Source organism: Streptomyces gardneri (assembly GCF_006539185.1).
Classification (GTDB): domain Bacteria; phylum Actinomycetota; class Actinomycetes; order Streptomycetales; family Streptomycetaceae; genus Streptomyces; species Streptomyces gardneri.
The window spans coordinates 1-11,848 of the sequence record NZ_BJMN01000019.1; the positions used below are offsets into that span (position 1 = coordinate 1).

12 protein-coding genes and 3 pseudogenes are annotated in these 11,848 nt (G+C 70.9%); 11 read left to right on the forward strand and 4 right to left on the reverse strand.

The window, feature by feature from the left end; translation table 11 throughout:
- The 3 genes from SGA01_RS14935 to SGA01_RS14945 all read left to right on the forward strand — a co-directional run.
- The coding region (locus SGA01_RS14935; RefSeq protein WP_304364577.1) for a flotillin domain-containing protein at positions 1 to 355 on the forward strand (355 nt) is incomplete at its 5' end.
- A 366-nt stretch (positions 356 to 721) separates the two neighbouring features.
- The gene (locus SGA01_RS14940; RefSeq protein WP_141296993.1) at positions 722 to 916 is read left to right on the forward strand and encodes a hypothetical protein; all 195 of its coding nucleotides are present in this window, start codon (positions 722 to 724) and stop codon (positions 914 to 916) included.
- A 595-nt stretch (positions 917 to 1,511) separates the two neighbouring features.
- Complete coding sequence (locus tag SGA01_RS14945) at positions 1,512 to 3,404, forward strand: NAD-binding protein (protein ID WP_141297123.1); 1,893 nt, start codon at positions 1,512 to 1,514, stop codon at positions 3,402 to 3,404.
- Between the two features lie 211 nt (positions 3,405 to 3,615).
- Here SGA01_RS14945 and SGA01_RS14950 read toward each other — a convergent pair.
- Positions 3,616 to 4,213: pseudogene (locus SGA01_RS14950) on the reverse strand (IS5 family transposase); the annotation flags it as partial.
- A gap of 414 nt (positions 4,214 to 4,627) precedes the next feature.
- On the opposite strand from SGA01_RS14950, the gene SGA01_RS42060 reads away from it, so the two are divergent.
- From SGA01_RS42060 to SGA01_RS14965, 4 genes are all read left to right on the forward strand, one after another.
- Positions 4,628 to 4,831, forward strand: a complete 204-nt coding sequence (locus SGA01_RS42060; RefSeq protein WP_229918589.1) for an SPFH domain-containing protein — start codon at positions 4,628 to 4,630, stop codon at positions 4,829 to 4,831.
- Positions 4,824 to 5,273, forward strand: a complete 450-nt coding sequence (locus tag SGA01_RS14955; RefSeq protein ID WP_255325200.1) for an SPFH domain-containing protein — start codon at positions 4,824 to 4,826, stop codon at positions 5,271 to 5,273. The genes SGA01_RS42060 and SGA01_RS14955 overlap by 8 nt, the downstream gene beginning before the upstream one ends.
- 163 nt (positions 5,274 to 5,436) lie before the next feature.
- Positions 5,437 to 6,591, forward strand: coding sequence for a site-2 protease family protein (locus SGA01_RS14960; protein WP_141296994.1), 1,155 nt, complete (start codon positions 5,437 to 5,439; stop codon positions 6,589 to 6,591).
- A gap of 270 nt (positions 6,592 to 6,861) precedes the next feature.
- Positions 6,862 to 7,404, forward strand: coding sequence for a flavodoxin domain-containing protein (locus SGA01_RS14965; RefSeq protein WP_141296995.1), 543 nt, complete (start codon positions 6,862 to 6,864; stop codon positions 7,402 to 7,404).
- Positions 7,405 to 7,465: 61 nt separating this feature from the next.
- On the opposite strand, the gene SGA01_RS14970 is transcribed toward SGA01_RS14965, so the two are convergent.
- On the reverse strand, positions 7,466 to 7,864 hold the full coding sequence (locus SGA01_RS14970) for a DUF302 domain-containing protein (RefSeq protein ID WP_141296996.1): 399 nt from the start codon (positions 7,862 to 7,864) through the stop codon (positions 7,466 to 7,468).
- Positions 7,865 to 8,221: 357 nt separating this feature from the next.
- Between SGA01_RS14970 and SGA01_RS42065 the strand changes: the two genes are divergently transcribed.
- The gene (locus SGA01_RS42065; protein ID WP_229918593.1) at positions 8,222 to 8,836 is read left to right on the forward strand and encodes an ATP-dependent metallopeptidase FtsH/Yme1/Tma family protein; all 615 of its coding nucleotides are present in this window, start codon (positions 8,222 to 8,224) and stop codon (positions 8,834 to 8,836) included.
- 184 nt (positions 8,837 to 9,020) lie between these two features.
- Here the strand turns inward: SGA01_RS42065 and SGA01_RS42900 are convergent.
- Positions 9,021 to 9,356: pseudogene (locus SGA01_RS42900) on the reverse strand (amino acid kinase family protein); the annotation flags it as partial.
- Positions 9,357 to 9,580: 224 nt separating this feature from the next.
- Here SGA01_RS42900 and SGA01_RS14985 point away from each other — a divergent pair.
- From SGA01_RS14985 to SGA01_RS14995, 3 genes are all read left to right on the forward strand, one after another.
- Positions 9,581 to 9,889 (forward strand): DUF2267 domain-containing protein, encoded by a 309-nt coding sequence (locus SGA01_RS14985; protein ID WP_141296998.1) that lies wholly within the window; start codon positions 9,581 to 9,583, stop codon positions 9,887 to 9,889.
- 151 nt (positions 9,890 to 10,040) lie between these two features.
- Positions 10,041 to 10,547 (forward strand): CBS domain-containing protein, encoded by a 507-nt coding sequence (locus tag SGA01_RS14990; protein ID WP_141296999.1) that lies wholly within the window; start codon positions 10,041 to 10,043, stop codon positions 10,545 to 10,547.
- A gap of 78 nt (positions 10,548 to 10,625) precedes the next feature.
- Entirely contained in the window at positions 10,626 to 11,018 is a 393-nt protein-coding gene (locus SGA01_RS14995; protein WP_141297000.1) for an archease, read from the forward strand.
- An 8-nt stretch (positions 11,019 to 11,026) separates the two neighbouring features.
- Here SGA01_RS14995 and SGA01_RS15000 read toward each other — a convergent pair.
- Positions 11,027 to 11,846, reverse strand: a pseudogene (locus SGA01_RS15000) (PHP domain-containing protein); the annotation flags it as partial.
- Positions 11,847 to 11,848 lie beyond the last annotated feature (2 nt).

The window sequence follows — 11,848 nt, forward strand, 5'->3', positions numbered from 1 at the left end:
GATCGCGGCCAAGGGCTCCGCGGAGGCCGAGGCCATGCAGAAGAAGGCCGACGCCTTCGCCCGGTACGGCGACGCGGCCGTCCTCCAGATGCTCGTCGAGGTCCTGCCGCAGGTCGTCGCCAAGGCGTCCGAGCCGCTGTCGGCCATCGACAAGATGACCGTCATCTCCACCGACGGAGCGAGCCAGTTGACCCGTACCGTCACCGACAACGTCGCCCAGGGCATGGAACTCCTCTCCTCCACGACCGGAGTCGACCTCGCCTCCCTCCTCCAGGGCATCACCCAGAAGAAGCCGATGGCTGAGCCCGCGCCCGCTCCGGCCGCCACCGGCACACCGGTCGAGATCACCGAGTAGAACGTGACGGGAGGGGGACACGGTGAGATCCAGTTTCAAGCTTCACGCAGGCATGCAACTGGCCCTCTCTGGAGTGGGATTGCTCGCCGCAGTCCTGGCCGCCGTGCCGCTCCTGCCTCCCTTCGCCGACGAGTGGCTGCTGCTCGGCATCGGGCTCGCCCTGCTGGTACCCCTGCACCTGGCGACGCTCTTCCGCAGCATCGCGGTCGAACTGAGCAACAGGGGCTTCGCCGGCAACAAGGCGAACCAGGTGTCGGGCCCTGCCCCACCGCGTCCACGCACCGCTCGTGGGCGCGGGCCTCGCCGGGGCTTTCCTGGCCCACCGGAGCGTTGTGGGACGACCCGGGCCTCCAGTGACTCGAGCCCGTGCGCGGGTACTACTCCGCGATCGACACCGTCGACCCTGACCGCAGGCTGATCTCGATCACCAGAAGTCAGTACGAGGAGTTACGCAAGGACGACCAGCGGGTCGCGTTCGCGGCGTTCGGTCTCTTCGCGGCGGGTGGTGACGGCCTGACGCTCCTCTTCGGGAAGCTGGATTCCTGGGTCGGCAGTCCATGACCGCCGGCCCCCGCCACGGCAAGCCCTACAGCACCCGCAGTCGCCTGCACGCCGGCCGCTCTGGGCACCTACACCTTCGTACTGATGGTGGTCCTGCACGACAGGGACGATGACCTCGGCACCTTCCCTCGCACTCTGGACGCCGGCGGCCGTAGGAGCCGGCGCCTTCCTGAGCCGTCGGCCGCTGCTCCACCGCACCCGACGACGAGCCGCCACTCGGCACCGCACCACGAGGACCACGAGCGAGCACAGCGAGGGGCTTGCATGTCATCGCGGAACGCCAGGCGCGACTTCCTGGAGAGCCCCGCCGGGATGGGCTTGTACCTCCTGTGGTCGGGCTGGACCGCGGCAAGCAGCGGCACCCCGACCTGGGTGCGGATCGGCTCCGGCGCCCTCGCCGCCGTATGCCTCGTCCTGCTGGTACGAACCCTGATCTCCCGTCATCACAGTCGGCAGTCGGCATGCGAGGCACACCGGGGCAGGAACGACCGACACTTGACCCGCCCGCGTGATCAGGCGGGTCCATCTCGACACCGGGGGAATCATGATCGCGCTACCGCACCAGGACGCCGGAGTTCCACGGGACAGCGGCCACATGGTGGTCTGCGGCGACGACGGGCTCGCGCACCGACTCGCCGACGAGCTGCGAGACGTCTACCGCCAACGGGTCGTTCTCGTCGCTCCCGGCGACCAGGTCGAGGAGCGGGCGGGCGAGCAGCCCGCCGTGCGGTCCCGTGCGGCGCGGCTCCTGCGCCGGTCCGGCGGACCCGCCACCGAGGACACGCTCGGCAGCGCGCCCCCGCCGCTGCATGACGTCGTGTCATCCGCGCCGACCGAGGAGACGCTGCTGAGGGCCGGCGTCGACCGGGCTGCGGCCCTCGCCCTGCTCTACGAGGATGACGAGACCAACCTCCGCGCCGCGCTCGCCGCCCGCCGTCTCAGCCCGGGCCTGCGGCTCGTGGTCCGCATGTACAACCGCAAGCTGGGGCAGCAGCTGGAGGAACTCCTCGACCAGGCGGCCCTCTTGACCGCACCCGGAACCGACCGCGCGCTTCTCGATGCCTCCACCACCGTCCTGTCCGACGCCGACACCGCGGCCCCCGCGCTCGCCGCCACCGCCGTCGCCGGGACGAGCAAGGTCGTCCAGGCCGACGGCGTCCTCCTGCGCGCCGCCGAACGCACCCCGCCCGGACGCGGCGAGGTACCGGACCCCGGCCTGTGCACCCTGGCCCTGCTGTCGTCCACCACCACCGACCCGGCGGGCACCGAGGGCTCGGAGGCCAGCGGCCCCCAGGGCCCCCTCCTCCTGCCCGACGACCGGGCCGTGGCGAGCGCCGCCGGACGGGGCAGCGTCGTCCTGGAGACCGTCCGGTACGCCGGTCCCGCCCTGTCCGCCCGGCGGATGGCCCGCCGGGGTGCGCCGCTGCGCGAGCTCTTCTCCAGCCGCCTGCGCTGGGCGCTCACCGGAATCGTCGTCTCCGTCCTCGTGCTGACGCTCACCACGATGCTGCTCACCGACGCCGATCCCGTGCAGGCCGCGTACATCACGCTGCTCGACCTGTTCTCCATCAACGACCCCGCGATCGGCGCGCCGGTCACCCACCAGGTTCTCCAGCTCCTGACCGGCCTCGTCGGCCTCGCTCTCCTTCCTCTCCTGGTCGCCGGGGCACTGGAGGCGCTGGGCACCTTCCGCGCCGCCGGAGCTCTACGTCGGCCGCCCCGCGGCCTGTCCGGCCACGTCGTCCTCCTCGGCCTGGGCAAGATCGGAACCCGGGTCCTCGCCCGGCTGCGGGAACTCGACATCCCGGTCGTGTGCGTCGAGGAGGATCCCGACGCCCGCGGCATCCCGCTCGCCCGCGGCCTGGGCATCCCCGTCGTCCTCGGCGACGTCACCGAGGACGGCGTCCTGGAGGCCGCCAAGGTGCACCGGGCGCACGCGCTGCTCGCCCTCACCAGCTCCGACACCACCAACCTGGAGGCCGCGCTCTACGCCCGTACGGTCAAGGCAGATCTGCGCGTGGCCCTGCGCCTGTACGACGACGACTTCGCCACCGCCGTCTACCGCACCCTGCGCGCGGCGCACCCCGACGCCCTCACGCGCAGCCGAAGCGTCACCCACCTCGCCGCACCCGCCTTCGCCGGAGCCATGATGGGCCGCCAGATCCTCGGCGCAATCCCCGTCGAACGCAAGGTCCTGCTCTTCGCCGCCCTCCTCGTGGCCGGCCACCCCCAGCTGGAGGGCCACACCGTCGCCGACGCCTTCCGACCCGGCGCATGGCGCGTCCTCGCCCTCGACACCGCCGCCCCCACGACTCGCCGCCCCGACCTCGCCTCCTCACATCAGGCAGGTGACGAACCTCAGCTCCTGTGGGAGCTGCACCCCGGCTACGTCCTGCATCCCGAGGACCGCGTCGTCATCGCCGCCACCCGCCGCGGCCTCGCCGAGCTCCTGAGCACCTCACGCCAGCCCCGTACCGCCATGCCGTAGCCAAGAACTGCCGTGGTCTCCCACTGAGCCGCACCGCTGCACCCCGGCCGGGCACTCGTATGCGGTGCTCGTCGACCGGGCGAAGAGCCGGTAGGCGAGGTGGGCGACGCTGCCTCCAGAACGGCCACACCTACGACGAAACAGCCGCCTTCCAGCAGTCCTCAGCAGAGCTCAGAGCAGCGGCGGCTTGACTCTTATCCGCGTGGGATGTCTTGTCCGTGATGATCGCGTCGGGCCTGCGGCGGGGCCGTCCGGCGCCGGCCCGGGGCACCCTCACCTCGTCCATGACCTCGTCGAAGACGGTGGAGTCGTTGACGTTACCGGGCGTGACGACGACGGCCAGGGGCAGGCCACGGCCGTCGCAGGCGAGATGGACCTTGGTGGTCAGCCCACCGCGGGACCGGCCGAGCGCCTCGCCAGCCGTCGCGCATGCCGGATCTTCCAGTTCGTCCCCTGCCGCCGCCCCTTTTTGCGGGCTCCGGCGGCGTGCTGGTGGGCTCGGTTGATCGTGGAGTCGACCGAAACCATCCACTCCACGGCTCCGACGCAGTCGTCCCGGACCTGGACCTGCTCCAGCAGGCGGGCCCAGGTGCCGTCCGCCTCCCAGCGGGCGAACCGCTCATAGACCGTCTGCCACGGCCCATAGCGTTCCGGCAGGTCACGCCACGAAGCACCGGTCCGCAACCGCCACAACACCCGTTGATCACCTGCCGATGATCCCGCCACGGACGACCTCGCCCGTCAACACCCGGCAACAACGGCGCTATCCGCTCCCACGCCGCATCCGTCAGCTCACCACGACCCACCACAAGATCAATTATCAGACACGTCCTAGACGCCTGACGCATGCCTGCATCGGCTGGCCCCGACGGCTTTCCGCCGCAGGCTCCACAGCAAGGAAGCAGGGCTCCGGACGCAAGCTTCCGTGATCGAGCATGTGGAGGACCACAGCGTCATGTGCCACTGTGCGTCATGGCGGAGCGTGGAGCCACCCGACGCACGCGGACCTTACCGCACGCCGCCGCTGAGCCACCGGCGGCGGACGAGCGGCCACGGGGCCGGGCGGCGGCGATACAGGCCCTGTCGGCCCTACCGTACGGCGGTTCCAGTGGGGCAGCCTCGCAGTGGGACCGGGAAACGGTTCTGCGCCACAGACGCCCGGCTCAGGCGATGCTTCGTTCTGACGGCCGCTCGCCGCAGCGCATCCTGCTTGGGAGCGAGACATGACCATTCTGATCACCGTCGTGGTGGTGCTGGTCGTCCTGGTAATGATCACGCTCGCGATGGCGGTACGTATCGTCCGGCAGTACGAGCGGGGCGTCCTCTTCCGGTTCGGCCGGCTGATCGGCACGCGCGAGCCCGGGCTGCGGTTCATCATCCCGTTCGTCGACGGACCGCATCAACCTGGACATCCGTCAGATGCTTGACGTGACCACTACGGAGTGGGGTGTCGAGGTCACGCTGGTCGAGCTCAAGGACATCCAGCTGCCGGAGTCCATGAAGCGCGCGATGGCCCGACAGGCCGAGGCCGAGCGGGAGAAGCGCGCCAAGATCATCAGCGCTGAGGGGGAGTCCCTCGCCGCTGCCGCCCTGGGTGACGCCTCCGACACGATGATGGCTCACCCGCTCGCCCTGCAACTTCGCAACCTGCAGAGCCTGATCGAGATCGGTGTGGGCAAGAACACCACCGTGGTCTTCCCCGCACCGCTGATGAGCACCATCGGGGACCTCGGCGCCTTCCTCGCCCGCGAAGCGACCGCCGCCGCCACGGCGCGGCCCGCCCCCAAGCCCGTATCGGCATTCGACCTGGGCAAGCCGGCCGGCGTGGCGGCACCGGACGAGGTGGCCGAAGCCAAGCGTTTTGCGTAGGCGCGAGCACGCGGTCGCCCACGGCACGCGGTGCCCCCGACGGTGGGGCCGGACAGATCCCGGAGCAGGCCGAGCACGAGGAGTTTGTCCGCAGACGTCGGCCTCCGTAGAGGGGGACGCGGCGACTGTGGACCCGTCACGCATCTGACGTTGGGAGAGCACCATGCGGCCGACGTTCGTTCTGGGACGGATCGCAGGGGTCCGGATCGGAGTCCACTGGAGCGTTCTGCTCATTTTCGCCGTGATCGCCCTCGGGCTCGCGGAGGGCCGTCTGCCCGAGGCGCACCCGGGCCACGGCTGGCCGGCGTACTGGGCGGCAGGGATCCTGACCGCCGTGGTCTTCTTCGCTTCTCTGCTCGCGCACGAGCTGGCGCACGCGATCGTCGCCCGGCGTAACGGGGTCGAGGTGGACGACATCGTCCTGTGGCTGCTCGGCGGTGTGGCACGGCTCAAGGCGGAGGCGCCGAACCCGGCGGCGGAGCTGCGGATCGCGGGCGTCGGTCCCCTGGTCAGCCTCGTTCTGGGCGGGCTCTTCACGCTTGCCGCGTGGCTGCTCGACACGACGGCCGCGCCGGGGCTGGCCGTCGAGGCGCTGGCCTGGCTCGCGGCGATCAACATCCTGCTGGCGGTGTTCAACGTCGTTCCGGCCGCTCCGTTGGACGGCGGGCGCCTGCTGCGTGCCTTCCTGTGGTGGCGTACGGGAGACCGGCTGCGCGCGACCGCGGGCGCGACGGCGGCCGGTCGCGCTTTCGGCTGGTTCCTGACGGTGGTGGGACTGTTCCTGTTCGTGCGGGGAGACGTCTTCGGCGGACTGTGGCTGGCGATGATCGGCTGGTTCCTGGTTGCCGCGGCCACCATGGAGGGGCAGCAGGCACAGCTGCGTGCCGTTCTCGCCGGCATTCCGGTACGGCAGGCCATGACACCGGATCCGGTCACGGTTCCCGTCGGCCTCACGGTGGCGGCCTTCCTGGCCGACCCGCAGTACCGGTTTCGCCATTCGGCCTTTCCGGTGACCGGCGACGGCTCCGCGCCCGTCGGCCTCATGACTCTGGACTTGGCCAGGAGGGTGCCGGAGGACCGGCAGCACGCCGTGACGGTGGAGCGGGTCATGCTGCCGCTGACGGAGGTCACGGTCGTCGGCGCGGACGATCCCCTGGCGGACCTGCTGCCGCGCATGCAGCCGGGCGCCGAGCATCGGGCCCTGGTGCTCGACCGGAAGAGGCTGGTCGGCATCGTCTCCGCGTCGGACGTCAGCCGCACGGTCACGTGGCTGATGACGAGCGTCCCGCGCGGTGGCGGCGGAGGCCGGGGTACGTAATGCCCCTACGTCTACGTCGGCGTGCAGAGGTCCGGCGAACGCGTGCACTGTCCTGCCGATGGATCAGGAAACGCCGATCCTGCACGTGGGACGTCCGCCTCTGCGTGTCCGGACTCATGCGACCTAGGAGGCGATCACGGAAGAGCCGCAGGCAGTCCGGTCTGATGCGGCGGTCGCCTGCGCGGCCCTCCGGAGAGGACTTCCCGAGTCCTACTTCTTCCGCTTAGTGCCGCCGCCTTCGCGGCGGACCCCAGACACGGAGGCAGAACCATGGTATGTGTACGCGTCCTGTACGCCTCCGAGCATCACTCCACGCAGGAGATCGCCTCACGGATCGGCGCTCGGCTGAGAACTCACGGCCACCATGTCGACGTGCGGGAGCTGGCCTCGGCCCTCGGCGGGCAGGGGCTCCCGCGGGCTGACGCGTTCGTCATGGGGAGCGCGGTTCATGACGGAGCCTGGCTGCCGACGGCGGAAGCCGCCGTCCGGGTCGGCGCCGAGGGGTTGCGTGAGCAGCCGGTGTGGATGTTCAGCGTCGGGATGTCCGCCGCCCTGCCCAGGCTCTTGCGCCTGCTGGCCGACCGCGCCGTGCAGCCGCGTGTCGCCGCGCTCGTCGACGTCGTCAATCCCCGGGAGCATCGACGCTTCTCGGGCGTGATCCGGCGCGAACACCTGGACCGCAAGGGGGCTGTGCTCTTTTCTCTGCTCGGCTGTCGTTACGGAGACCACCGGGACTGGGCGGCGGTCGAGGCATGGGCGGACGACATCGCAAGGCAGCTCACGGCCCTGCCCGCACGCGGCCCCGCAGACTGACGGCCTCCCACGGCCGATGGCCCTCGCGGAGGGCAGGTCGGCCGGCACGGTGTTCGCCCGCTCACGCACCGCCTTCCGCGAGGGAGGCGAGTGCGGCGTCGAGGCGGCGAGAAGCCTCCTCCGCGACCGGGGCCATGGCGTCGACGCCGGTGAGAGCGACCATGGTGGAGGGGTCGATCGCCTGGACGATCACCTGGTCGCCGTCGGTGCGGACCACGACGTTGCAGGGCAGGAGCAGCCCGACCGAGCGGTCGGCGTCCAGCGCCTGCCGGGCGAGCGGGGGATTGCATGCCCCGAGGATCAGATAGGGCTCCATGTCGTGGTCGAGCTTCGCCTTGAGCGTGGCCTGGACGTCGATCTCGGTCAGGATGCCGAAGCCCTGCTCCGTCAGTGCACGGCGAACGGCCTCCACGGTCGCCTCGAAGGTCCCCGCCGGCTTGACGGTGCGGTCGTACGGCATGCTCTCCACCTCACTGTTCCGATGATGACAACCTCGTCGGCACGTGTCTGGCCCCGGTCGTCGTGCTGCTATACGGGCGGTTCGGGCCGGGCCGCGACCAACAGCATGATGCCCTGACCGCACTCCTCCGGAGGCGAACCACCCCGGCGGTGTCAAACCCGTTCGCTCCGGATCTTCTGTTCGCCCCCTGCCTGTACGCGGACTCGACAGGGGCGCTGTACATCGGTGGCGTACGGCGTGGTCCGGCGCTGCCGCTTTCGATGTGCCGGACCGCCGCCGCACGCCTTCCCCGCCGGCGGACCAGCGATGTGCGGGTCGCGGTTCACCTCCGCGAAACGATGATTCTCAGGACTGCTCATGCTGCGCGTCGTCGCGCCGATCCAAATAGGCGGACCTGTCAGCCCCCGGGAAGGGTCGTTCGGCCCGCTGCGTGAGCCGCCCAGGCCGTCGGAGCCCTCGCCGAAGCCCTCCTGGACGCGTTGGCTGCTGCCCATCGTCACACTGGCGGTCCTGCTCGTGGTCCTGCTGCGTGTCCCCTCGTCCCCGCAAGGTGCGGAGCTGTCGTACAGCGACTTCCTCGGCAGAGTGGGCGCTGGCCAGGTCAAGACGGTCGACATCAACGACACGGGCGCGATCAGCGGAACCCTTAAGGACGGCGGGAAGTTCACCACCCGGATCCCCACGGCCCTGGACAACAGCCGCTCATCGTGGATCGCCCTCGATCGCCGCATCATGGTCGCCCCCTGCGCGTTTGCGGGCGTCGCCGCACGGGGGCGCGGGGGACGGTGTCGGTTTCCCTGTCGCCCCGGGGTGGTGGCCGTCCGGCCGCTGTTGCTGGAGTACCTCCAGGACCATGGACTCGCGGACCATGCGGACGGCGATCTGGGTGGCGCCGGCCAGATCGTCGGCGGCACCGGTCGAGCCCTCGCCGACCGTTTCGCGTCCGGATGCGTCTTCGGATCGCTGTCGTAGACGCCTTCGGCGCCGCGCTTGGCACCGTTGCGTAGTCGGCCGTGACATACGGCTGTCCGGTGCCTCCGGCCAGCAGCACGATCCGGCCGCGCCCCGGGTGCCGGTCCGCACGCAGCCGGATGAACGGCCCGGCGAAGCTCTGCATCGGGACGGCCGTCATCACCCGCACGTCCGGTTCGCCGCGCGCGGTCAGCGCACCTCGCAGCATCAGGGCGTTCATCACCGTGCCAAGCATGCCGATGTCGTCCGCCTCGGCCCTCCCGATACCCCAGCTCCCGGCGAGCCGCCCCCGCAAGAGGTTTCCCCCTCCGACGACCACCGCGGTCTGCACCCCGCGGTCGTGCACTGAGGCGACCTCGTCCGCCAAGTGCGCTAGGCAGGCCGGATCAGGCCCGGCACCGGCCGCCCCGGCCAACGCCTCGCCGTTGAGCTTGACCACGACACGCGCATAGCGGCCCACGGTTCTCCCTCCCTGCACCGTGGGGTGACCCCGCCGTGTGCGGTACGGGCCACCGAGCACGGACCATCAGGTGGTCGTCCGTCCATAGGGACAGGCACAAGACCATGCTCGGGCGGCGCCCCCAGCAGCCCACCTCGCCCACCGGCCCCGATGCACCCAGGCGCCTGTGCCGCCGTGTGGTGCTGCGGCTGCCGACCCGTTCCGCCCGCCCTAGCATGGAGCCCGTAGGGCAGGCAGAGGAAGGCCGCCGAGTTCGACCCGTGCTGCACACGCGAGTTTGACCCGTGCTGCACACGCTCCGCGATCGACCCACCGTCGACGTGGCCGCCCACTTCGCCGCCCAGCTCCCCGACCTGTTGCGGGGCGCGTACTACGACGGCTGGGATCCCAGCACCGTACCGGTCAAGTACGACCGCGAAGGCTACGTCAACCGCTTCGTCCAGGAGGTCAAGGTCACTGCCGAGGAAGTGCCCCGGATCGCTCCTGTCGTCACCGGCGTCGTACGCGAGCACGTCTCGCCCGGACACCTGGAGGCTGCACTGGAGCAACTCCCGCACGACATCCAAGCAATTCTTCTCGAGCCGACCGGCTGATCGGTGCTGCGGGGTCGCGCCTGCTGGCATGGCGTCAACTGTGCGGAAGTCCGAACCGCTTGAACCCCACTCGGGGTGACTTGCCCGCCTCCGGGCGAGCCCTGCGGAGGCGGGCAGCCGCAGTCCGGCTCTTGTGACCGAGGAGGCGATCGTGGAAGAGCAGGAGGAGGTCCTGGCGCGGACGGTGGGCGCGGTGATGCGCCCCGCCGTGGTCACGGTCGACGTCGGTGAGACGGTGCTCGTGGCGTGGGAGCTGTTGGAACGGTCGGGGTGCCGTCACCTTCCGGTGGTGCGTCCGGACGGTCGCTGTGCCGGCTTGCTGGAGAGGGCTGATGTGGCGGTCGCGTGTGGTGCTCCCGCCGTTTCGCTGTCGGAGGCGCGGGTGGATGAACTCCTTCGGGGCCACGGGCCGGTGCTCGTGCACGTGGAGCAGACCGTACGCCACGCGGTCGACATGATGACGTACACCGGCGCCGATGCCCTTCCGGTGCTGGCCGAGGACGGGCATCTTGCCGGGGTGCTGACGGCGGTCGACATCGTCGCGGCCCTGGCCGGTCACCCGGTGCGGGAGGAGCCGGCGGACCGGCGTCCCCAGGCCGGCACGGTGTTGCCCGAGCTGCCGCCCCGGCGGGGCTACCGTGGCACGGCCTTTCCCTGACTGCCGGACGCGACGCGCGAGGGAGACGGGGGCGTGAAGGGACCGGACCCCGCGGCTGGCCGCAGTGGGTTTCGCGATGTGCCGCATACGGCGGATTCCCGGGTGGAGGCATGGGCCCCCACCCGGGAGGAGTGCCTGGCGCAGGCCGTACGAGGCGTCTGCGCGTCGTTCCTGGACTTGACGGGGGCGGCGGGAGTCCGCCGGCGGGACGTGGAAATACGGGCGGAGCGGGACGAGGACGTGCTGGTCGCGCTCTTGGACGAGGTCGTCTACCGGCTGGACACGGAGGGCGAGGTCCCGGTCGACGTGGAACTCGCCCCCGTCGACGGCGGCGTGAAGGGCGTCTTCCAGATGGCCGACGCCGGGTCGCTTCCGGTGACGGGTGCCGCCCCGAAGGCCGTCACGCTGCACGGACTGGCGCTGAACCGTGGGCAGGACGGCTGGACCTGCTCGGTGACGCTCGACGTGTGAGTGCGCACTCAGCTCGCTCGGTCCGTTCGGTCTTTGCGCAGGAATCGCCGCAGCCGCCGCAGCGGCCAGGTGTTGATGACGTCGTCGGGGGTGAGCCATCCGCGTTGAGCCGTGCCGACGCCGTAGCGGAGTTGGGCGAGCTGGGGGATGGAGTGGGCGTCGGTGCCGATGGCGAACTTCACCCCGTGACTTCTCGCCCGGAGGGTGTCCTCGTCGCCCAGGTCGACACGGTCGGGCTGGGCGTTGATCTCCAGGGCGGTGCCGGTACGGGCGCAGGCGGCGAACACCTCGTCGAGGTCGGCGTCGATGCCCGGCCGCTTGCCGATGAGGCGGGTGGTGGGATGGCCGATGATGCCGACGTGGGGGTCCTCGCAGGCGCGGACGAGCCGACGGACCATCGCCTGCCGGTCGAGGCTGAAGTGGGAGTGCACCGAGGTGACGCAGAGGTCGAAGCCAGCGAGGAACGCGTCGGGCCCGTCCACGCTCCCGTCCGGGGCTACGTTGAGCGCGGTGCCGTGCAGGAGGCGCATCCGATGGTGCCTGCGGTCCAGTGCCCGTACGCGGTCGTGCTGGTCCAGGACCTTCTCGTCGGTCACGTGCTGCATCGACAGGTCCGGAGCGTGGTCGGTGACCGAGTAGTAGGCGTAGCCCCGTGCGGCGGCGGCCCTCACCATCTCCTCCAGCGTGGCGAGGCCGTCGGTGAGGTCGGTGTGGGTGTGCAGGTCGCCCTTGATGTCGTCCTCCGTCACCACCTCGGGCAGCTCCCCCGCGCAGAGCCGCTTCGATCTCGCCGCGGTCCTCGCCCAGCGTGGGCGGGATCCCCGGCACCC

Excerpts from the sequence above, each read along its gene's own strand:
- SGA01_RS14945 (WP_141297123.1), top strand. The coding sequence starts at position 1,512 with ATGGTGGTCTGCGGCGACGACGGGCTCGCGCACCGACTCGCCGACGAG.
- SGA01_RS42060 (WP_229918589.1), top strand. The coding sequence starts at position 4,628 with ATGACCATTCTGATCACCGTCGTGGTGGTGCTGGTCGTCCTGGTAATG.
- SGA01_RS14955 (WP_255325200.1), top strand. The coding sequence starts at position 4,824 with ATGCTTGACGTGACCACTACGGAGTGGGGTGTCGAGGTCACGCTGGTC.
- SGA01_RS14960 (WP_141296994.1), top strand. The coding sequence starts at position 5,437 with ATGCGGCCGACGTTCGTTCTGGGACGGATCGCAGGGGTCCGGATCGGA.
- SGA01_RS14965 (WP_141296995.1), top strand. The coding sequence starts at position 6,862 with ATGGTATGTGTACGCGTCCTGTACGCCTCCGAGCATCACTCCACGCAG.
- SGA01_RS14970 (WP_141296996.1), bottom strand. The coding sequence starts at position 7,864 with ATGCCGTACGACCGCACCGTCAAGCCGGCGGGGACCTTCGAGGCGACC.
- SGA01_RS42065 (WP_229918593.1), top strand. The coding sequence starts at position 8,222 with ATGCTGCGCGTCGTCGCGCCGATCCAAATAGGCGGACCTGTCAGCCCC.